Below are 20,940 nucleotides of genomic sequence, written 5' to 3'. Positions count from 1 at the left end.
ATTAAAAAGAATTTAGTTATAATAAAACAATTTATATTTGCCAACTAAAACGATATAGTTAATGGAATGTATTTCTGTTTTTGACATGTTAAAGATTGGCGTTGGTCCGTCTAGTTCACATACCCTTGGGCCTTGGCGCGCTGCCGAACGCTGGATTAAAGAATTAAAAGATGAGAAAGAGTTTGATGCTGTTGAAAAAATATCTGTTGACCTATTTGGCTCTTTATCTTTAACAGGAAAGGGGCATGCCACAGATTATGCAGTTATGCTTGGATTAAGTGGAGCAAACCCAGAAACCATTCCTACTGCTGACATAGATAGGCTAATTACTTCCATAAAAAGCAACAAAGAAATAAGCTTTAATGGCGAAAAATCTTTAGTGTTTCATCCAAAAACTGACATCGTTTTTAATAAAAAATTTTTACCATTTCATTCTAACGGAATGACATTCACTGCACATGTTAATGGTATTAAGTTAAAATCTACCTTCTACTCTATTGGTGGCGGATTTGTTGTAAAAGAAGAATTAAAAAACTCAAAGAAAAATTTCGAGATTAAATGCTCGTTTCCTTATCCAATTGACAAAGGTACAGACCTGCTTAAATTTTGTAATGTATTAAATAAACCCATTTCTGAAGTAGTTTTTGATAATGAAGCATCTATTCGCCCAAAGGAAGCAATTGATAGCGAATTACAACGCATTTGGGATACTATGCTAGAATGCATGTATATAGGTTGTCACACCGAAGGAAATCTTCCAGGTGGACTAAATGTAAGACGTCGAGCTTACGATATGCACCAGAGTTTAAAAGGAGAATCTCCATACTCAAATCCTGTGGAATGGATTTATGCTATAAGAGATACCGAAGTTAAATTCAGGCAAATATTAAAATGGGTGAGCTGTTTTGCATTGGCTGTAAATGAAGTTAATGCTTCTTTAGGTCGAGTAGTTACTGCTCCAACTAATGGTAGTGCTGGTGTAATTCCTGCCGTTTTAATGTATTACCTTGTTATTGAAAACCATGACGGCAACTTTGAAGATATAAAGCGGTTTTTATTAGTAGCTGGAGAAATAGGAAGCATCTTTAAAAAAGGCGCCACTATTAGTGCTGCTATGGGTGGTTGTCAAGCCGAAATAGGTGTATCTTCTGCTATGGCAGCAGGAGCACTTACTGAATTGCTTGGTGGTACACCTGAACAAGTTTTAGTTGCTTCAGAAATTGCTATGGAACATCACTTAGGTTTAACCTGTGACCCTATTGGTGGACTTGTTCAAATACCATGCATAGAACGCAATGCTATGGGCGCAATTAAGGCTATTAATGCTGCAGAATTAGCCTTAGATACTAACCCTGAAAATGTAAAAGTACCGCTTGATAAAGTAATAAATACCATGTGGGAAACCGCAAAGGATATGAATACCAAATACAAAGAAACAAGCGAAGGTGGTTTAGCGGTTAGTGTAAATATGGCGGATTGTTAGCCTCTACTTTAGACTTGATTTTGTTAGAAAAAAGCGATAGATTCGTTTAACTGATTTATATTTATAAAAAACATTGCTTAAAGCAGAACTAACGTAAATGGAAGAAAAAGAGAAACCGAGGCTTTCAAGATTAACTGCTATTCTTACTCAACTGCAATCCAAAAGAATTATTACTGCAAAACTGCTTGCTGAAAAGCACAATGTCAGTATAAGAACCATTTATCGAGATATTCGCACACTTGAAAAATCAGGAATACCTATTGTAACCGAAGAAGGAAAAGGCTATTCGATTATGGAAGGATATCACCTCCCTCCTGTTCTTTTTACAGAAGAAGAAGCAAATGCTTTAATTACCATAGAACAATTAGCAATTAAAAACAAAGACATATCACTTGTTAAAAACACCACTAGTGCCATAGAAAAAATAAAAGCCATTTTGAGATATTCTCAAAAGGGGAATGCAGATTTGTTAGCAGATAGAATTTATTTTAGTGGGAATAATAATGAAGAGAAAACAAGTAATAACCTAATGCAAATACAATCGGCTATAACCAAACATAACGTCTTAACTATGGATTACTTATCTTCAAAAAATAAAGTAACTAAACGTAGCATTGAGCCTTTTGCAATTTACAGTATTCATGGAGATTTTCTACTAATAGCATTTTGTCAATTACGAAACGATTTTAGACATTTTAGAATCGATTTTATTGAAAATCTTATTACTGAAAACATAACTTTTAGCTCTTATAATATGACTATAAAAGAGTATTTTGAAAAATATGTAAAGACTAAAAAGTACCCTTGACACACCTTTGTCACACACCTAATTTACATTTGTAGAAATATTAATTAAAAAACTAAAAATGGAAATTATCAGAATCGTAATCTTGTCATTATCAGCTTTAATGTTAGTCTTTGTAGGTATAATGAGATTAACTAATCCAATAAAAACGTATTTAAAAAATTCAGGAATCAAGCTAGAGAATGATGCTAGCCTATTAAACGAAATGAGAGGTGTTAGCGCTGTAATGCTTTCAGGAGGAATCATTATTGCACTCGGTATATTTATTGAAAAGTTAACCTTTACTTCACATTGTATTGCATCTCTAATTTTTGTTGGTTTTGCAATCGGTAGATTAATCAGTTTAAAAGTTGATGGTAAGCCTAGTAAACAAATTGCTCAAGGGATTTTATTCGAAATTATATTAGGCTTAGCTAATATTTTTTGTTTAATAAATGTTTGAGGTTAAATTTCAAATAATACCAATGATTAAGAATGGATATAAGTGTTTGGCAGTATTTAACCTTATCGGGTCAAACTGCCGAATATCCCATTCAGTTAATCATCACACTTTAAACTACCCTTCTTGACACCCTTTCTTTCTTCGTGTATCAATAAGGTAAATAATTTTCCATTTATCACCGTCTTTAAATAATTGAAACGAATTAACGCCACAATGTAAAAACTCATCATTAAGCCAAAACTCATAAGGTGTCCAAGCATTAGCCATATTGCCATCTACTTGAATACTATACCCTAATAAACGTTCATCCCATTTTTGATCTTTAGATCTTGTGGCAATAGCATTTATTAACTTAGAAACATCTCCATCGTTTCTTAAAATGTCTTTTCCGTCTTTATTTTTAAATGCTGTTTGCAGCACGACTTTGTCTGCTAAAACTGATCGCATTAAAGTTGTATCTCCTTTATGGAATCCTTCAAAAAAGGTATCAACAGTAGCTTTAACCTGCGTTTTTTCATTCCTTTGACCAAAAACTGTCGAGGTTATTAAAATTGCTAAATAAAATATTATTCGTGCCATAAATTAAAGTTTTAATCTAAATTAGTTTAAAATCATTATTCTCAATACCTCTTAAAGAAAAGTTTAACAGTATATACTTATTTCACTATTTTTACAAACTATCAAAATAAAGAACTTTAAAATGTCTACAGCAAAAAAAGAATACAAACGCATTACTGTAAAAACATTGGTTGATATGAAAGCCAATGGAGAAAAAATATCAATGCTTACTGCTTACGATTATACCATGGCAAAAATTGTTGATGGTGCTGGAATTGATGTTATTCTTGTTGGGGATTCTGCAAGTAATGTTATGGCAGGACATGAAACCACACTGCCTATTACTTTAGATCAGATGATATATCACGCATCTTCTGTAATTAGAGCTATAGATAGGTGTTTAGTGGTTGTAGATTTACCATTTGGAAGCTACCAAAGTGACCCAAAAGAAGCGCTTCGCTCTGCCATTAGAATTATGAAGGAATGTGGTGCTCATTCTGTTAAATTAGAAGGTGGTAAAGAAATAAAAGAATCTATAAAACGTATTCTGAATGCTGGTATTCCAGTAATGGGGCATTTGGGGTTAACACCACAATCTATATATAAATTTGGAACTTATACTGTTCGTGCTAAAGAAGAAAAAGAAGCTGCCGATTTAATTGAAGATGCTAAAATGCTAGAAAAAATTGGGTGTTTTGCAATTGTGCTAGAAAAAATTCCAGCTAAGCTTGCTAAACAAGTGGCCGAAAGTGTAAGTATCCCAATTATTGGCATTGGTGCTGGAAATGGTGTTGATGGCCAAGTTTTAGTGCTACACGATATGCTAGGCATGACTCATGAGTTTAATCCACGTTTTTTACGTAGATATATGAGCCTATATGAAGACATGACTACTGCTATTTCCCAATATGTTGATGATGTGAAATCGGTTGATTTTCCAAATGAAAATGAACAATATTAATTGTGGTAAGCAAAAATATTAGTGACTAAAAAAATCCTTTCTAACAAATCTAACTTACAAGTTCTTTACGAAGACAATCATATTATTGTTGTAAATAAACGTGTTGGAGATATTGTTCAAGGTGATAAAACTGGAGATAAGCCATTAAACGATGTGGTTAAGGCTTATATAAAAATCAAATATAATAAGCCTGGAAATGTATATTTGGGTACAGTACACCGATTAGATCGCCCCACTTCGGGCTTAGTTATTTTTGCCAAAACAAGCAAGGTTTTACCAAGACTTAATAAATTATTTGTTTCAAAAGATATTAGTAAAACCTATTGGGCTGTTGTTAAGAATAAGCCTCAAAAAAAAGAAGACACACTTATTAATTGGTTAAAAAAGAATCCAAAAAACAATAAGTCTTTTGCGTATTCTAAAGAAGTAAATGATAGTAAAAAAGCCATTCTTCATTATAAAACAATAAAGAAGCTTGATAATTACTTTTTATTAGAAATTCAATTGGAAACGGGAAGGCATCATCAAATACGAAGTCAATTATCAACTATTGGAAGTCCTATTAAAGGAGATTTAAAATACGGATTTGATAGAAGCAATAAAGATGCTGGTATTCATTTACATGCTAGAGCAATTGAGTTTATCCATCCCGTATCAAAAAAACCAATCCATATTGTTGCGCCTTTACCAAATGATGCTATTTGGAATGCTTGCCTATAAAATGTTATATTTATATAAAAAAAATTGAATACAATTCCCGAATTACTATCTGAACAAAGAGCATTCTTTAAATCTCAAAAGACAAAAGATGTCGCTTATAGAATTAACCTTCTTAAGCAATTAAAATCTGAAATCGAAGCAAATGAACAAGCCGTTTATAATGCTTTAAAAGCAGATTTTAATAAATCTGAATTTGAAACTTTTATAAGTGAATTCGGGTTAGTAATTTCTGAAATTAATTTAGTTCTAAAAAACTTAAAACGCTGGACAAAACCTAAGCGAATTAAGTCGTCAATGCTAACCTTTCCTTCTAAAAGCTATATTTATAAAGAACCTTTTGGAAATGTATTGGTTATAGCACCTTGGAATTACCCCTTTCTCTTGGCAATAGAACCTGTTATAATGGCCATTGCTGCTGGAAATACAGTAGTTTTAAAACCTAGTGAACTTACTAGTAATACATCACAATTAATTACTAATATTATAGAAAAGGTATTTCCTAAATCTTATGTAGCTAGTGTGCAAGGAGGTGTTGATGTTGCTACTGAATTATTAGATCAAAAGTGGGATTATATCTTTTTTACAGGAAGTGTTCCTGTTGGAAAAATAATAGCTAAAGCTGCCGCAAAGCACTTAACTCCTGTTACTTTGGAATTAGGAGGAAAATCACCTTGTATTATTGATGATTCTGTTGATGTTTCGCTTGTGGCAAGACGATTAACTTGGGGGAAATTTTTAAACGCAGGTCAAACCTGTATTGCTCCTGATTATCTTATTGTAAAATCTAATATCAAGCAAAAATTAATTGAAGCTCTAAAAGCTGAAATAACAAAAAGATATGGGGAAAACCCAGAGAAATCAGTAGACTTACCAAGAATAATTAACGAAAAAAACACATTGCGTTTAGCCAATATGCTAAAAGGAGTTAATGTTATTTTTGGTGGTACAATTAATGAAAATTCTAGATACTGTGCTCCTACTCTAGTTGATGAGCCAGATTTAACTAGTGACATGATGCAGGATGAAATATTTGGTCCTATTTTACCCATACTGTCCTATAATACCGAAAAAGATATAGAAACCATTATTTGGAATTTTGAAAAGCCATTAGCACTTTATGTTTTTTCCAACACGAAATCGTTTATTAAACAAATACTAAATAAATATAGTTTTGGTGGCGGTGCAATTAACGACCCTTTAATTCAATTTGGCAACCACAAACTTCCTTTTGGAGGTGTTGGAGCAAGTGGTATGGGTGCTTACCATGGAAAACTAGGTTTTGATGCCTTTTCTCATAATAAATCCATTATAAAACGCGGAAATTGGACTGATCCTCCTATTAGATATGCACCCTATAAAGGAAAGCTCAAGCTTATTAAAAAAATGTTTAAGTGGTTTTCTTAATCAAGAAATGGGATAATTCAATGTAAGCTTAACACCTTCGTTTGGTTTTGAAACCAAATTCAATGTGGCATTAATTAAAGCTGCTCTACTCTGCATATTTATTAATCCTGATCCTTTTTCTACTGTAGTCATATCAAATCCTTTTCCGTCATCAGTTGCAGTAATTATTAATGCTTTGGGTTGATAATCAAGAACAACTTTTAGGTTTTTAGCATCAGAATATTTAACCGAGTTTGATAAAAACTCTTGTAATATTCTAAAAATAATGATTTCATGTTTTCTGTTTTTAAAATCTACTGTCTCGCCTTTAATAACTTGTTCGGCACTCGTAAATTTCATCTTCTTTAAACGATTCAATTCATTACTAATAGATTTTTCGAAACCTATGTTAAGCACAACTTCATTATTTAATGTTTTTGAAAGCGAGCGTACTTCTTTTAAACTCTCTTTAAGTGCATCAGAGGTATCTTTAAATTTATCTTTTACATCATCTGCAACCTGAGTTTTTAAAATACTTAATTGCATACTCGCAAAAGCCAATAACTGCCCTACATTATCGTGTAATTCCCAACCAATATTTTTTAATGTTTGTTCTTGGCTTTCAGTTTGAGCCAATGCAATTTCTTCTTCAAAAGCTTGTTGTTGCTTAATCTTATCCATAAGCAACTTATTTTTTCGCCTTTGAAAGACCACAAAAAACACAACAACTAAAGCCGTAATAATGATTAATACCATAATCATATATATTAGCAAATAGCGTTCAGAAGCTGTAGAAACAGGCTTAGTTTGAGCCAAAAATATATTTAAATAGTTATTCATTTTTAGAATCTGGTTTACAATAAATTAAGGCAAATGTAAAAGTTGAGTACATAAAAATATTTGCAAATAGATAGATTTGCCATTTTAAGAAAATAAAATTCCAATCATCATTTGAATGGTATAAATCATAAAATACTAAAGGCGTAATAATTAACCACCAAATAAATATTGCAAAACTTATATAGAAATTTATAGATTTATAAAAGGTTAATATTTTATCACTTTGTAAGACTTCAATAAAATAAAACACCGAGCATAAAAATACTATAATAGCGCCTAGAATACTTATGATTGGGAAAAATGTGTTAAAAAACTTATCCCAATTAAAAGCAATATAAATTACAGAAAAAAAGAAAAAAACATATCCGCTTATCTTAATTATATTTTTAAACTGAACTGTTTTTAATATTTTTGAGTAATAAAATGTAAAAAAAAGTATAGCTCCAACTTTCCAATAAGATGTTGACCACCAATGGTTTGTTGCAAAAACAGTGTTCTGTAAAAAGCTTAGAAACCTTCCATCACCCACATAGTCTTTATAGCCTCCAATAAAATCACAAATCGTTAGATAGACTAAAAAGTAAATAAAATATTTGACTTCAGAATTTCTGTATAATTTAAATAAAAACACACCTGTTAAAGCAGCCATAGCCTCAACACAGTGTGTTATTATTCCATAGTTATTTAATAGAAATTCTTCCACAAACTATTTAGGATAACCTGAGCCTCCTCCTTGTCCATCATTTAAAGGAGGGCATTCAGGACAATCTCCATTATTTTGAAAACTAAAGTTAAACGGATTCATACTAGCGTTTGCTTTACCTTTCTTAACAGTTGGCACTAAAAACATGGTTGTTAAATTCTTTTTAGTTCTTCCAGCATTATTGCCATAAACACCTAAATATACACGAATACCCGTCATGTCATATTTTAAACTATCAGTCACATGCTTTGAGTAAGCTATGTAATTTTCAATATCATCTAAAGACCACCAAGTAGAACGATCGTCTTTATTTCTTCCTTGTTTTTTAGCCGCAGAATCTACTGCTGCTTCTCTAAATTTTGTCCAATTGTCATTTAATACTTTTGCATTTCCTGGTTCAATAGCGCCTTTTGGCTTAATAATTTTAACATCTTCAATGTTATCTACTTGCCTTGGGCAAAAAAAATAGGTAGCTAAAGCTCCTAAAAGAAATCCTAAAATAATGAAACTAAGCTTTTTCATGTTTTAATTCGGTTTTATGGTTAATAATAGCAGGTCTAAAATAGTAAAAACTTTTAATTCTCGTAAGATTATATATATTAAAATATAAATTCATCGATATTTTATGCAGGAAAACCAAGCATGCTTCCCATGCCTACCGTAAATAGCCAACACCCATATATAGCATGTTCTATAGATACCATAAGCGTAGACTTTGTTTTATAAAAAGTAAAAGCAAACAATAGCCCTCCTAAAAAAGTTAGTGCTAAAACCAATGAGTTTTTAAAAAAGATATGCCCTAAAGAAAATACAATAGCGTTTATAAAAATAAACAAGTATTTGTTTTTAAAAATATCGTGATAGCGTTTAAAGTAAAAGGTCCTGTAAATTAATTCTTGTGGATATACCGAAAAAAAGCTATAAAAAAACAATATGAAAAGCCATAGTTTAGGCTTATTTAATAGTACGCCAAAAAGCGCTTCTTTAGCTGTAAACCAAACAAATATGGTAGTTAAACATGCTATAATTAAAAGTTTAATTAGTGCTTGCCTAAAAAACAACTTCCAATTTAAATTTTTAGCTATTTTAAATTTTTCATTTTCAACTTTTAACAATACATAAATTATATAAGCAAAGCCAACAACGCCTATAGCTAGTTTTACCCATGGCGAATAGCTTATAGCAAAGCTTACCGGTATTAAAATGAAAATGATAAAAAACTCAGTGGCTTTATATAAAACAGATTTCACACATTAAAATTTTAGTAGTTATAAATCAAAACTGGTTAATTAAGCTGCATCGCTTATATATTAATAGCTGTGGTATGTTTTACCTCATTAATAACAAACATACTATGCGTACTCCCAATATGGTTTATAGTTGTTAGTTTTTTTACCATAAACTCTCTAAAGGCTGCCATATCCTTAACCAATACTTTTAATAAATAGTCGTAATCACCACTAATATGGAAACATTCTAAAACCTCGTTTAAATTAGTAACTTCCTTTTCAAACTTAACCACAAATTCCTGGCTGTGTTGTATTAGCTTGATATGACAAAACGCTACAAATGATTTTTCAACTTTTTCTTTATTAACTAAAACTACATAATTTTCTATTACCCCACTCTTTTCTAGCTTTTTTATGCGTTCGTAAACTGCAGTAACCGATAAGTTTAATTTGTTTGATAGTTCTTTATTGGTTTGCTTACTATCTTCTTGCAAATAAAATAGAAGTCTTTTATCTATATCATCAAATACCATAATTGAAAAATTTTCATAAAGATATTAAATATATAAGAAATACAATTTTTAATTCTATAAAAACTCATTTAAATAGATTTATTTTCTAAAATTATAAACTTATATTGTTTTATAATCTAAGTATTCTGAATTTTGTATAAACAATCAAAATAAACCATTATGGCTTTTAAACCCGCAAATAAAATTCAAGATTTACAATACTTTGGTGAATTTGGAGGTGTTAACCCTTCAATTTCAGATTCTTCAACCTATACTTTTTTATCAGCAAAAACCATGTTTGATACGTTTGAAGGAAATGCAGATGGATGCTATTTATATTCTCGACATTCTTCTCCATCAAATCTATACTTAGGAGAAGCATTAGCTGCCATGGAAGGCACAGAAACCGCAAATGTTTCTGCCTCAGGAATGGGTGCAATTACCCCTGTTTTATTACAGCTTTGTGGAGCTGGAGACCATATAGTTTCTAGTAGAACCATTTATGGTGGAACATATGCTTTTCTTAAAAATTTTACACCTCGTTTTAATATTGAAACATCGTTTGTAGATATTACAAAACTAGATATTGTAGAAGCTTCAATTACTAAAAACACTAAAGTTTTATATTGTGAATCCGTAAGCAATCCACTTTTAGAAGTCGCTGATATTAAAGGATTAGCAGACATAGCTAGAAGGCATAATTTAAAATTAGTAGTCGATAATACATTCTCACCACTATCAATATCTCCAGTAGTATTAGGAGCAGATGTAGTAATCCATAGTTTAACTAAATTCATTAATGGATCTAGTGATACGGTTGGTGGCGTAGTTTGTGGTACTCAAGAATTTATAAACGATTTACGTAATGTAAACGATGGTGCTTCTATGCTTTTAGGCTCTACTATGGATAGCTTAAGAGCTGCTTCAGTTTTAAAAAATCTGAGAACGCTACATATTCGTATGCAACAACATAGCTTTAATGCTTCCTTTTTAGCTAAAAGGTTTGAGTCAGATGGCTTAAAAACAGTATACCCAGGTCTTAAGTCCCATCCTTCGCATGAGTTATTTAAATCGATGATGAATGAAAAATATGGCTTTGGTGGTATGCTAACTATTGATGTAGGGTCGTTAGAAAAAGCTAACGAACTTATGGAGCTAATGCAAAACAAAAACTTAGGGTATCTAGCTGTAAGCCTTGGGTTTTATAAAACCTTATTCTCTGCTCCAGGGAGTTCTACATCTTCAGAAATTCCTGAAGAAGAACAAATAGAAATGGGTCTAAGCGATGGTTTAATTCGCTTTTCTATTGGACTAGATGCAGATATAGAGCGTACTTACCAAATGATGCGTGAGTGTATGCAAGAGCTTAACATTTTAGACACTAAAGCAGAAATAGAACTTGCATAATTTCTAATTAATAATAATATTAAAAACCTTTTAGTTAATCACTAAAAGGTTTTTATTTTCCTTTTAAACGCTCCCAGAGTGCTTTTAAAGCATTAGATATATTATCTTCATTACGCTCAAAAGGTTTCATGTTTATTTCGCCATTTTCTTCATAAAGGCGGAACCTAAAAACTGATGACGTTGAATTCTCTTTATCTGTAACAGGGTAACGTAAATCGTTATATTGATAGTCATTATCCCCTATTTTATAAATACTATAATAATCATTACTAAACCAAGCCAAACTTTTTACACGCTTGTATTTTTCTGGATTCAAAGCGCGCACTTTTGGTAATGCTTTAAAATCTGAAAACACACTTTCTTTATCTAACAAAGAATAATATCCTACATGATAAGTAGTATCTGTTTCTGCAACACCATACCATAAAACATTATTAAATATTGTGGGTTGTGCATAATATCTTTTATAGTTTACACCTTTATCTTTTAAAGTTTCTTTAAAAACCGAATCCATATAGAATTTGTTTCCAAAAGTAAAAAACATATAGACTGAACTTATTCCTAAACCCAGCTTTAACCATAATTGTCTTCCTTTAGATTTTCTATTGAAAAACATCAAAACTATGATGCAAATTAAAAAGGGTAATGTATAAATAGGGTCTACTACAGCAATATTATTAAAGGCAACTCTATAATTACTAATAGGTGTAAACAATTGTGTTCCATAAGGTGTAAAACAATCTAAAATAGGATGTGTAAAAAGTGCCCAGAAAAATAAACTTATCCAATTTCTTTGAGTAGTTGTGCCTTTTCGCCTTCCAGAATTGTGTAATTTAAACACTAGCCACCCAAAAACAAAAGCAGCCAAAACAGAAAATAGAATGGAATGCATAAACCCACGATGAAAAAGCATCGCATCTATCTCATTGCCATAAAGCCAGCTACCAACAAAAACATCTAAATCTGGTATTGTTCCACCAATGGCACCAAACAATAGGGCTTTATTACCTATTTTTTTTCCTAAAACAGCTTCTCCGCAGGCAGCTCCTAATACAATTTGAGTTAGTGAATCCATTTATTTTTTAAAATAATGAATCGCAAAAGTACTGAACAATTTCTATTTGCATAGATTCAACTAAAATCGTAACATTACGTGACTAAAAAAAAACTATATGCAAGACGGTGACAATATTTCTGAATTTAAAGCAGACAAACAAAACATTATTGAAAATAAAGAGTTAAACTTTATTGAAGCAATGATTCCTGTTGTAATATTAATGGCTATGCTAGCTTATAATATCTTTTTTGTTGAAGATCAGGAATGGTTTGGAACTTATACTAATCAAATTATTTTATTACTTGGTGGTCTAGTTTCTTCAATAGTTGGTATTTACAACAAAGTATCATTTGGGAGAATGCTAACAGAAATATGGGAAAACCTAAGAAGTGTTTTTGTACCAATTATGATACTTCTTTTAGTAGGAGCTTTAGCTGGAACTTGGTTAATTAGCGGTGTCATCCCTGCTATGGTGTATTATGGATTACAAGTTTTAAGTCCAGAAATATTTTTACCTGCATCAATTATTATTTCTGCAATTATATCGATTGCTACTGGAAGCTCATGGACAACATCTGCAACTGTTGGTATTGCTCTAGTTGGGATTGGGTCAGCTTTAGGTATTAATCCAGGAATGATAGCTGGAGCTGTAATATCTGGCGCCTATTTTGGAGATAAAATGTCTCCTTTAAGCGATACAACAAATTTAGCTCCTGCAATGGCAGGTACAGATTTATTTACCCATATAAAGTACATGACAATAACAACTGTCCCTACTATAATAATAACACTTATTGTTTTTGGAATTATAAGTATGAATATTGAAACATCTGGAAGTGCAGATATTAGCAATTTACTAGCAACAATAAATACTACGTTCAACATTACTCCGTGGTTATTTTTAGTGCCTGCTGCTGTAATTGCTTTGATTCTTTTAAAAACAAAACCTTTAATTGCGCTAGGAGCTGGAGTAACAATGGCTGTAATATTTGCTTTAATATTTCAGCCAGAAATATTGAACAGTTTAAGTGATTCTAAACTAAGTGCTATAGTTAATTCAATTTTAACAGACACGCAAATAACTACAGAAAACGAAAAGTTAAACGAGCTTTTCTCTTCAGGTGGCATGAATGGTATGATTTGGACTATCCTTTTAATAGCTTGTGCTATGGTATTTGGTGGTATTATGGATGCCATTGGAGCATTAGCTAGAATTACTAAAGCGCTACTCTCTATTGCAAGTTCGGTTTTCGGGTTGTTTGCGAGTACCGTTGTTAGTTGTTTAGGTTTAAATGCAGTAGCTTCAGATCAATACTTATCTATTGTCATTCCAGGAAAAATGTTTAAAAAAGCTTTTGACGATAAAGGTTTAGCTCCAGAGAATTTAAGTAGAACACTTGAAGATTCTGGAACAGTTACATCTGTATTAATTCCTTGGAATACTTGTGGAGCTTACCAAAGTGGTGTTTTAGGTGTTGGTGTAGCCGAATATTTTGTATATGCTATTTTTAATTGGTTGAGCCCATTTACTACATTATTTTTTGCTGCTTTAAATATTAAAATTAGACAAGTAGTATCAAAATAAACTTAACCACCTCATTTTCAATTAGTATAAATAAATACTATTAATCAATAAATATTTAAAATTTTGTTATTGTTTCTTTTTCTCGCATTATAAAGTATTTTTGCACACTTAAAAACGAAATAATAATTATTTTAAATAAAAAAAGATGGCAGTATTAGTAGGTAAAAAAGCACCTCAGTTTAACGCACAAGCAGTAATTAATGGTGGAGAATTTGCTAACGATTTTTCATTAGATCAATTCATTGGTAAAAAACACGTTGTATTATTCTTTTATCCTAAAGATTTTACTTTTGTTTGTCCAACTGAGCTTCATGCATTTCAAGAAAAATTAGCAGAATTTGAAACAAGAAACACAGCAGTAGTTGCAGTTTCAACAGATACTGAGCAATCTCACTGGGGGTGGTTACAATTAGATAAAAATAATGGTGGTATTAAAGGTATTACTTATCCTTTAGTAGCAGACACAAACAAAACCATTTCTAAGAACTATGATGTTTTAGCTGGAGATTATTTTTATGACGAAAATGATATGCTACAAGCTGAAGGAGAGTTAATTGCTTACCGTGGTTTATTTTTAATAGATAAAGAAGGTATTGTACGTCACCAAATCGTAAACGATTTACCTTTAGGCAGAAATGTAGATGAAGCTTTACGTATGGTTGATGCTTTACAATTTACTGAAGAAAATGGTGAGGTTTGTCCAGCAAACTGGAATAAAGGAAAAGAAGGAATGAATGCTACACATGAAGGCGTTGCAGATTTTTTAGAAAAACATGTGAACTAACACACTGTAATCAATATGCAAAAAAAAGCCTACTAAATATTTAGTAGGCTTTTTACTTTAAATAGAATTTCTAACTTATTTATTCTAAATCAAAACGATCAAGATTCATCACTTTTGTCCAAGCGGCTACAAAATCGTTTACAAATTTATCTTGACCATCATTTGCTCCATAAACTTCGGCAACTGCTCTTAACTCTGTATTAGAACCAAAAATTAAGTCGGCGCGTGTTCCAGAGAACTTCATGGCGTTGGTTCTTCGGTCACGACCAATAAACTCTTTATCTTCAGATGTTGTCGCTTTCCAAGTTATTGAAAAGTCAAGAACATTAGTAAAAAAATCATTAGTTAAACTTCCAACATTATCAGTAAAAACACCGTGTTTAGAGCCATCATAATTAGCACCTAAAACACGTAAACCTCCAACAAGTACTGTCATTTCAGGAATTGAAAGTGTTAGTAAGTTAGCGCGATCTACTAATAAATCTTCTGCAGCAACATTTAATTTTGAATTCATATAATTTCTAAATCCATCTGCTAGCGGTTCTAAATATCCAAAAGATTCTAAATCAGTTTGCTCTTTAGTAGCATCTCCTCTGCCTTGAGAAAAAGGTACACTAATGTTATGTCCTGCATTTTTAGCAGCCTCTTCTACCCCTGTATTACCAGCAAGAACAATTAAGTCTGCCATAGAAACAGTTCCACTAAATTCATTTTGAATGCTTTCTAACGTCTTTAAAACATTATCTAATTCGGCTGGGTTATTAACTTCCCAGCTTCTTTGAGGTTCTAATCTAATTCTACCTCCATTTGCTCCTCCACGTTTATCAGAACCTCTATAAGTAGAAGCAGAAGCCCATGCCGTAGAAACTAATTGTGATACTGATAACCCTGAAGCTAGAATCATTTTTTTCAATGAAGATATATCTAAATCACTTAATGTATAATCAACTTTAGGAATAGGGTCTTGCCAAATTAATTCTTCCTGAGGAACTTCTGGTCCTAAATAGCGATCAATTGGTCCCATATCACGATGTGTTAACTTATACCATGCTCTAGCAAAAGCATCTTCAAAAGCTTTGTGGTCGTTATGGAAACGTTTAGATATTTCTAAATACGTTGGATCAACTTTTAAAGCCATGTCAGCAGTAGTCATCATTAATGCTTGCTTAGCATTTGCATCACCAGCTTTTGGAGCCATTCTCGCATTTGATGCTGCAGTTGGTGTCCATTGATGTGCTCCTGCAGGACTTTTAGTTAATTCCCAATCATAATTTAGTAGTACATCAAAATAGTCATGATCCCATCGCGTTGGATTTGGTGTCCAAGCACCTTCAATTCCACTTGTAATAGCATCATCTAAAACTCCTGTTCCAAAAGTATTTTTCCAACCCGTACTCATTTCTTCAATAGACGCTCCATGCGGCTCTGCACCAACATATTCATCCGGATTAGCAGCTCCATGTGCTTTGCCAAATGTATGTCCGCCAGCAACTAGTGCTACAGTTTCCTCATCATTCATTGCCATACGCCCAAACGTTATTTTTATATCATGAGCAGATTTTAATGGATCTGGATTTCCATTAGGTCCTTCTGGGTTAACATAAATAAGCCCCATATGTACGGCTCCTAAATGCCCTTCTAAATCACCATCACTGGTATCATATCTTTCATCATTTCCTAACCATTGATTCTCACTTCCCCAATAAATGTCTTGTTCTGGCTCCCAAACATCTTCTCTTCCTCCAGCAAAACCAAATGTTTTAAAGCCCATAGACTCTAATGCACAATTTCCTGCTAGAATCATTAAATCTGCCCAGGAAATTTTATTTCCATATTTTTTCTTAACTGGCCACAATAATAATCGTGCTTTATCTAGATTTCCGTTATCTGGCCAACTATTTAATGGAGCAAAACGTTGATTACCCGTAGCGGCTCCCCCTCTACCATCACCAACACGATAGGTTCCAGCACTATGCCACGCCATACGAATCATAAACCCACCATAGTGACCATAATCTGCAGGCCACCAATCTTGAGAATCTGTCATTAAGTCAATAACATCTTGTTTTAGAGTTGCATAATCAACACTATTAAAAGCTTCGGCATAATTAAAATCTTCTCCCATAGGATTAGACTTAGTAGCATTTTGGCGTAGAATATTCAATTTTAATTCATTTGGCCACCAATCTCTGTTAGAAGTTCCCCCACCAGCTGGCTCTTTTTGAGCTCCACTCATAAATGGGCATTGACCGATGTCTCCATTCATTTTATTGTTTTCCATTATTATAGTTTTATATTTTTGATTTCATAAAATTAGCATTTAATCCGTCATAATCAAAATTGATTGTTCCTATAACAAAATAGAAATTGCTTATTATTCAGTCTTATTAAATATTTCAAAAAATGAATTAAAACACCTATTTTTACAATTCACTTAATATATATATAATGGCAAAAATAACTTTAGGAGGAAACCCAGCAGAAACGTCTGGAGATTTACCAAAAATAGGCTCTCAATTATCAAATTTTAAATTAGTAGCGGTAGACCTTTCTACAAAAACTCTAGATGATTTTAAGGGTAGTAATCTTATCTTAAATATTTTCCCAAGTGTAAATACAGGAGTATGCGCTACTTCGGTTAGAACATTTAATAAAACTGGTGCTTCGCTAAACAATACTAAAGTGTTATGTATTTCCAGAGATTTACCTTTTGCTCAAGATCAATTTTGCGGTGCAGAAGGATTAGAAGACGTTGTAATGCTTTCAGATTTTAGAAACGGAGATTTTGGTAAAACCAACGGGTTAATCTTTACAAATAGTGCTTTTGAAGGATTGCTTTCAAGAAGTATTATTGCTGTTAATGCTAAAGGAGAAGTTATTCATACAGAACAAGTTTCCGAAACTGGAGATGAACCTAATTATGAAGCTGCTTTAAACGCATTTAAATAGTTTTAATAGAATTGATTTGAAAAACAAAAAAGATTCCTTTTTGGTTAATCGATTAAAAAGTGTTGGTTATGCTTTTAAAGGAGCTATACTCCTATTAAGAACTGAAGCTAGTATCAAAATACAGTTTGTTATTGCTCTTTTTGTAACTATAGCAGGATTTATTTTTAATATATCAACTAACGAATGGATTATACAATGCTTAGCTATAGGTATGGTTATTAGTATTGAAGGTGTAAACACTGCCATCGAGGAAATTGCAGATTTTATGCACCCAGAACGTCATGAAAAAATTGGACTTATAAAAGATATTGCTGCTGGCGCTGTTTTTATAGCTAGTATTTTTGCTATAATAATTGGCTTTATAATATATATACCAAAGATTTTTTAATATACTATTACCGCTAGGATAAACGTTAGTAATTTGTATTTTTGTCGAGTTGCTTTTACAACTCATTTTAAATTAAAAGTTTTTCGTTTACACGGAAAGAAAACATGGCCAAGAAAAAAACTAAAACCAACAAAGCACCAAAGCGAAAAATTAAAAAACCTAATTTTAAGTTATCTAGTCAGCAAAAGCTTGTATTAGGTAGTTTCTTAGTTATTCTAGGCGTACTTTTATGCATTGCTTTTATTTCTTTCTTCTTTACTGGTGAGGCAGACCAAAGTAGTTTATCAAATTTTACATCTCGCGAAGAAAAAACTCAAAATTGGTTAAGCAAAAGCGGAGCTTGGTTAAGCGATTTATTTATACAACGTGGTTTTGGAATCGCTTCATTTATATTTTCTGGACTAATATTTCTTTCTGGCGTTTATGTTTTAATGGACTTAGGTAAAGCAAAATTACGCAAGCATTGGTTCTGGGGCATTTTAATTATCATTTGGCTGGCAGTACTTTTTGGTTTTTTTGGTAATAAAAATGATATACTTGGTGGTACCATAGGCTACGAAATTAATACCTTTTTACAAGACTATATTGGTAAAATAGGTACTTCTCTCCTACTTCTATTTGGGTTAATCACCTATTTAGCTGCTCGCTTTAAAGTTACATTTGAAAGTATTACAAAACTTTTTAAATCTGCCAAAAAAGATATAAAAGATGAGTTCTCTCAAGCTAATGATGAATTTTCTATACCATTAGATAATAATTTATCTGAAGAAGCCGAAGCTATTAAAACGGCATTTGATATTCCTTTAGAAAATAAAGATCAAACTGTAAAAAAGGAAACCAAACCAGAAGTAGTAACACCGTTAGAAGTAAAAATAAGCGAAGAAGAGGTTGAGTCTGAATTAGAAATGAAGGTTGAAGAAGTAGCAGAAGAGCAATCTGAAACTGATAATCTCGCTAATAAATTGGTTGAAGACTTTGGGCAATTTGACCCAACTCTAGAATTAGGTAATTATCAATTTCCTCCACTCGATCTTCTTAAAAAGTATGATACAGAAGGTATTACAATCAATCAAGAAGAACTTGAAGAGAACAAAAATAAAATTGTTGAAACTTTAAACAATTACAAAATAGGTATAGCCAGTATAAAAGCAACCATTGGTCCTACCGTTACATTATATGAAATTGTTCCAGAGGCTGGAGTACGTATCTCAAAAATTAAAAATTTAGAGGATGATATAGCATTATCACTTGCTGCACTTGGTATTCGTATTATAGCACCTATCCCAGGAAAGGGTACTATTGGTATAGAGGTTCCAAATAAAAACTCAACGATTGTTTCAATGCGATCTGTAATTGCTTCAAAAAAGTTTCAAACTTCCGAAATGCAATTACCTATTGCTCTAGGTAAAACGATTAGCAACGAAACTTTTGTAGTCGATCTTGCAAAAATGCCACACTTACTTATGGCGGGGGCAACAGGACAAGGAAAATCAGTTGGATTAAATGCGGTTTTAACATCTCTTTTGTACAAAAAGCACCCAGCTGAAGTTAAGTTTATTTTGGTTGACCCTAAAAAAGTTGAGCTTACTCTTTTTAATAAAATTGAACGTCATTATTTAGCAAAATTACCAGATAGCGAAGACGCCATTATTACAGATAACACTAAAGTAATCAATACATTAAATTCATTATGTATTGAAATGGATAATCGTTATGAGTTACTGAAAAATGCATTATGTAGAAATATAGCAGAATACAATGCTAAATTTAAAGCTAGAAAATTAAATCCGAATGATGGTCATCAGTTTTTACCATACATTGTTTTAGTAGTTGATGAGTTTGCAGATTTAATTATGACTGCTGGTAAAGAGGTGGAGACACCTATTGCGCGTTTAGCACAATTAGCACGTGCTATTGGGATTCACTTAATTATTGCGACACAACGTCCGTCGGTAAACGTTATTACTGGAATTATTAAAGCTAATTTCCCTGCACGTATAGCTTTTAGAGTTACTAGTAAAATAGACTCACGAACCATTTTAGATAGCTCTGGTGCAGATCAATTAATAGGGCGTGGAGACATGCTATTTACTCAAGGTAATGATGTTATACGTGTGCAATGCGCCTTTGTAGACACACCAGAAGTAGAAAGAATAACAGAATTTATTGGCTCTCAAAAAGCATATCCAGATGCATATCAATTACCTGAGTATGTTGGTGAGGAAAGTGGCACAAGTCTTGATATAGATATTTCAGATAGAGATAAACTGTTTAAAGATGCTGCAGTAGTTATTGTTACTGCGCAACAAGGATCGGCATCTTTATTACAACGAAAATTAAAATTGGGATATAATCGGGCTGGTAGAATTATAGATCAATTAGAAGCTGCCGGTATTGTTGGTCCATTTGAAGGCAGTAAAGCCAGACAAGTATTAATATCAGATTTAATTGCTCTTGATCAGCATTTAGAAAATGAAATATAATTTAAAAATGAAAATGAAAAAATTTATAACCCTATTATTAATCATGCTTTCTGCAAGTGTATTTTCTCAAAGCAAGGGAAAAGCTTTATTACAAGAAGTATCTGCAAAAGTAAAAAGCTATGATAATATTTCACTAGATTTTAAATATGTACTTGAAAACACTTCTGAAAACATAAAACAAGAAACACGTGGTGATGTGGTTATGGAAGGCGAAAAATATAGGTTAAATATTTTAGGAATTACTCGCCTTTTCGATGGAAAAACCATGTATAGTATTAGTCCTGAGGATGAGGAAGTGACTATTTCTTCTGATAATACTGATGAAGAAGATAATATTACTCCAAGTAAAATGCTATCGTTTTATGAAGATGGTTATACATACTCCATGGATATAGAACAGAATATAAAAGGCAGAAAAGTACAATATGTAAAATTGACACCTATTGATTCAAATTCCGAAATTAAGCACATTCTTTTAGGAATTGATAAACAAACAAAACACATATATAACCTGATTCAAATAGGAAAAAACGGAACAAAAACAACACTTACTGTTAATTCTTTTAAAACAAATGAACCTTTGTCAAAAACCTTATTTACCTTTGATAACAATAAGTATAAAGACTATTACATCAATAAATTAGATTAGGT

General features: G+C 32.0%; 21 protein-coding genes. 13 read left to right on the top strand and 8 right to left on the bottom strand.

Annotation, left to right across the window (positions count from 1 at the left end; all coding sequences use genetic code 11):
• Positions 1 to 61 precede the first annotated feature (61 nt).
• From M3P09_RS07830 to M3P09_RS07820, 3 genes are all read left to right on the top strand, one after another.
• Entirely contained in the window at positions 62 to 1,483 is a 1,422-nt protein-coding gene (locus tag M3P09_RS07830; RefSeq protein WP_249972683.1) for an L-serine ammonia-lyase, read from the top strand.
• Positions 1,484 to 1,580: 97 nt separating this feature from the next.
• The gene (locus tag M3P09_RS07825) at positions 1,581 to 2,291 is read left to right on the top strand and encodes a helix-turn-helix transcriptional regulator (protein ID WP_249972682.1); all 711 of its coding nucleotides are present in this window, start codon (positions 1,581 to 1,583) and stop codon (positions 2,289 to 2,291) included.
• 58 nt (positions 2,292 to 2,349) lie between these two features.
• On the top strand, positions 2,350 to 2,730 hold the full coding sequence (locus M3P09_RS07820; RefSeq protein WP_099565757.1) for a DUF4345 domain-containing protein: 381 nt from the start codon (positions 2,350 to 2,352) through the stop codon (positions 2,728 to 2,730).
• Positions 2,731 to 2,844: 114 nt separating this feature from the next.
• Here M3P09_RS07820 and M3P09_RS07815 read toward each other — a convergent pair whose 3' ends face one another.
• A complete protein-coding gene (locus tag M3P09_RS07815; protein WP_099565756.1) occupies positions 2,845 to 3,309 on the bottom strand; it encodes a nuclear transport factor 2 family protein in 465 nt (154 codons plus the stop codon).
• Positions 3,310 to 3,430: 121 nt separating this feature from the next.
• Between M3P09_RS07815 and panB the strand changes: the two genes are divergently transcribed.
• The 3 genes from panB to M3P09_RS07800 are packed head-to-tail and all read left to right on the top strand — an operon-like array spanning position 3,431 to position 6,373.
• Positions 3,431 to 4,249, top strand: a complete 819-nt coding sequence (gene panB / locus M3P09_RS07810; protein WP_099565755.1) for a 3-methyl-2-oxobutanoate hydroxymethyltransferase — start codon at positions 3,431 to 3,433, stop codon at positions 4,247 to 4,249.
• A 21-nt stretch (positions 4,250 to 4,270) separates the two neighbouring features.
• On the top strand, positions 4,271 to 4,969 hold the full coding sequence (locus tag M3P09_RS07805; protein WP_249972681.1) for an RluA family pseudouridine synthase: 699 nt from the start codon (positions 4,271 to 4,273) through the stop codon (positions 4,967 to 4,969).
• A 24-nt stretch (positions 4,970 to 4,993) separates the two neighbouring features.
• A complete protein-coding gene (locus M3P09_RS07800; RefSeq protein WP_249972680.1) occupies positions 4,994 to 6,373 on the top strand; it encodes an aldehyde dehydrogenase in 1,380 nt (459 codons plus the stop codon).
• On the opposite strand, the gene M3P09_RS07795 is transcribed toward M3P09_RS07800, so the two are convergent.
• From M3P09_RS07795 to M3P09_RS07775, 5 genes are all read right to left on the bottom strand, one after another.
• Positions 6,374 to 7,192 carry a sensor histidine kinase gene (locus tag M3P09_RS07795; protein WP_233192493.1) on the bottom strand — a complete coding sequence of 273 codons (819 nt, stop codon included), beginning with the start codon at positions 7,190 to 7,192 and terminating at the stop codon, positions 6,374 to 6,376.
• Entirely contained in the window at positions 7,185 to 7,895 is a 711-nt protein-coding gene (locus M3P09_RS07790) for a hypothetical protein (RefSeq protein WP_199099750.1), read from the bottom strand. Before M3P09_RS07790 ends, M3P09_RS07795 begins: the two co-directional genes overlap by 8 nt.
• A gap of 3 nt (positions 7,896 to 7,898) precedes the next feature.
• Complete coding sequence (locus tag M3P09_RS07785; protein ID WP_249972679.1) at positions 7,899 to 8,417, bottom strand: hypothetical protein; 519 nt, start codon at positions 8,415 to 8,417, stop codon at positions 7,899 to 7,901.
• Between the two features lie 101 nt (positions 8,418 to 8,518).
• Complete coding sequence (locus tag M3P09_RS17425; RefSeq protein ID WP_249972678.1) at positions 8,519 to 9,145, bottom strand: CPBP family intramembrane glutamic endopeptidase; 627 nt, start codon at positions 9,143 to 9,145, stop codon at positions 8,519 to 8,521.
• A 53-nt stretch (positions 9,146 to 9,198) separates the two neighbouring features.
• Complete coding sequence (locus tag M3P09_RS07775; RefSeq protein ID WP_099565749.1) at positions 9,199 to 9,657, bottom strand: Lrp/AsnC family transcriptional regulator; 459 nt, start codon at positions 9,655 to 9,657, stop codon at positions 9,199 to 9,201.
• 159 nt (positions 9,658 to 9,816) lie between these two features.
• On the opposite strand from M3P09_RS07775, the gene M3P09_RS07770 reads away from it, so the two are divergent.
• Positions 9,817 to 11,043: an aminotransferase class I/II-fold pyridoxal phosphate-dependent enzyme gene (locus M3P09_RS07770; RefSeq protein ID WP_099565748.1), complete on the top strand. Its 1,227-nt coding sequence runs from the start codon at positions 9,817 to 9,819 to the stop codon at positions 11,041 to 11,043.
• 52 nt (positions 11,044 to 11,095) lie between these two features.
• On the opposite strand, the gene M3P09_RS07765 is transcribed toward M3P09_RS07770, so the two are convergent.
• Complete coding sequence (locus tag M3P09_RS07765; protein ID WP_249972677.1) at positions 11,096 to 12,118, bottom strand: metal-dependent hydrolase; 1,023 nt, start codon at positions 12,116 to 12,118, stop codon at positions 11,096 to 11,098.
• 97 nt (positions 12,119 to 12,215) lie between these two features.
• Between M3P09_RS07765 and nhaC the strand changes: the two genes are divergently transcribed.
• Positions 12,216 to 13,685, top strand: coding sequence for a Na+/H+ antiporter NhaC (gene nhaC, locus M3P09_RS07760; protein ID WP_249972676.1), 1,470 nt, complete (start codon positions 12,216 to 12,218; stop codon positions 13,683 to 13,685).
• A 145-nt stretch (positions 13,686 to 13,830) separates the two neighbouring features.
• Positions 13,831 to 14,469 carry a peroxiredoxin gene (locus M3P09_RS07755; RefSeq protein ID WP_099565745.1) on the top strand — a complete coding sequence of 213 codons (639 nt, stop codon included), beginning with the start codon at positions 13,831 to 13,833 and terminating at the stop codon, positions 14,467 to 14,469.
• Positions 14,470 to 14,548: 79 nt separating this feature from the next.
• Here M3P09_RS07755 and katG read toward each other — a convergent pair whose 3' ends face one another.
• A complete protein-coding gene (gene katG, locus M3P09_RS07750) occupies positions 14,549 to 16,750 on the bottom strand; it encodes a catalase/peroxidase HPI (RefSeq protein ID WP_249972675.1) in 2,202 nt (733 codons plus the stop codon).
• Between the two features lie 167 nt (positions 16,751 to 16,917).
• Here katG and tpx point away from each other — a divergent pair, with 167 nt between their 5' ends.
• The 4 genes from tpx (at position 16,918) to lolA1 (ending at position 20,938) form a co-directional block, all read left to right on the top strand.
• The gene (tpx, locus tag M3P09_RS07745) at positions 16,918 to 17,418 is read left to right on the top strand and encodes a thiol peroxidase (protein ID WP_249972674.1); all 501 of its coding nucleotides are present in this window, start codon (positions 16,918 to 16,920) and stop codon (positions 17,416 to 17,418) included.
• Between the two features lie 16 nt (positions 17,419 to 17,434).
• A complete protein-coding gene (locus M3P09_RS07740; RefSeq protein WP_249972673.1) occupies positions 17,435 to 17,806 on the top strand; it encodes a diacylglycerol kinase family protein in 372 nt (123 codons plus the stop codon).
• Between the two features lie 104 nt (positions 17,807 to 17,910).
• Positions 17,911 to 20,289: a DNA translocase FtsK gene (locus M3P09_RS07735; RefSeq protein WP_249972672.1), complete on the top strand. Its 2,379-nt coding sequence runs from the start codon at positions 17,911 to 17,913 to the stop codon at positions 20,287 to 20,289.
• A 13-nt stretch (positions 20,290 to 20,302) separates the two neighbouring features.
• Positions 20,303 to 20,938: an outer membrane lipoprotein periplasmic chaperone LolA1 gene (gene lolA1, locus M3P09_RS07730; protein WP_099566159.1), complete on the top strand. Its 636-nt coding sequence runs from the start codon at positions 20,303 to 20,305 to the stop codon at positions 20,936 to 20,938.
• Positions 20,939 to 20,940: the final 2 nt, after the last annotated feature.

This window comes from Jejuia spongiicola, from assembly GCF_023502325.1.
Lineage (GTDB): Bacteria > Bacteroidota > Bacteroidia > Flavobacteriales > Flavobacteriaceae > Wocania_A > Wocania_A spongiicola.
This window is presented reverse-complemented; position numbering and strand designations above follow the sequence as displayed.

Coding starts and splice junctions, on each gene's coding strand:
- lolA1 (WP_099566159.1), top strand. CDS start 20,303: ATGAAAAAATTTATAACCCTATTATTAATCATGCTTTCTGCAAGTGTA.
- M3P09_RS07775 (WP_099565749.1), bottom strand. CDS start 9,657: ATGGTATTTGATGATATAGATAAAAGACTTCTATTTTATTTGCAAGAA.
- M3P09_RS07755 (WP_099565745.1), top strand. CDS start 13,831: ATGGCAGTATTAGTAGGTAAAAAAGCACCTCAGTTTAACGCACAAGCA.
- panB (WP_099565755.1), top strand. CDS start 3,431: ATGTCTACAGCAAAAAAAGAATACAAACGCATTACTGTAAAAACATTG.
- M3P09_RS07815 (WP_099565756.1), bottom strand. CDS start 3,309: ATGGCACGAATAATATTTTATTTAGCAATTTTAATAACCTCGACAGTT.
- M3P09_RS07765 (WP_249972677.1), bottom strand. CDS start 12,118: ATGGATTCACTAACTCAAATTGTATTAGGAGCTGCCTGCGGAGAAGCT.
- M3P09_RS07770 (WP_099565748.1), top strand. CDS start 9,817: ATGGCTTTTAAACCCGCAAATAAAATTCAAGATTTACAATACTTTGGT.
- M3P09_RS07830 (WP_249972683.1), top strand. CDS start 62: ATGGAATGTATTTCTGTTTTTGACATGTTAAAGATTGGCGTTGGTCCG.
- M3P09_RS07795 (WP_233192493.1), bottom strand. CDS start 7,192: ATGAATAACTATTTAAATATATTTTTGGCTCAAACTAAGCCTGTTTCT.
- M3P09_RS07820 (WP_099565757.1), top strand. CDS start 2,350: ATGGAAATTATCAGAATCGTAATCTTGTCATTATCAGCTTTAATGTTA.
- M3P09_RS07735 (WP_249972672.1), top strand. CDS start 17,911: ATGGCCAAGAAAAAAACTAAAACCAACAAAGCACCAAAGCGAAAAATT.
- M3P09_RS07825 (WP_249972682.1), top strand. CDS start 1,581: ATGGAAGAAAAAGAGAAACCGAGGCTTTCAAGATTAACTGCTATTCTT.
- katG (WP_249972675.1), bottom strand. CDS start 16,750: ATGGAAAACAATAAAATGAATGGAGACATCGGTCAATGCCCATTTATG.
- nhaC (WP_249972676.1), top strand. CDS start 12,216: ATGCAAGACGGTGACAATATTTCTGAATTTAAAGCAGACAAACAAAAC.
- tpx (WP_249972674.1), top strand. CDS start 16,918: ATGGCAAAAATAACTTTAGGAGGAAACCCAGCAGAAACGTCTGGAGAT.
- M3P09_RS07785 (WP_249972679.1), bottom strand. CDS start 8,417: ATGAAAAAGCTTAGTTTCATTATTTTAGGATTTCTTTTAGGAGCTTTA.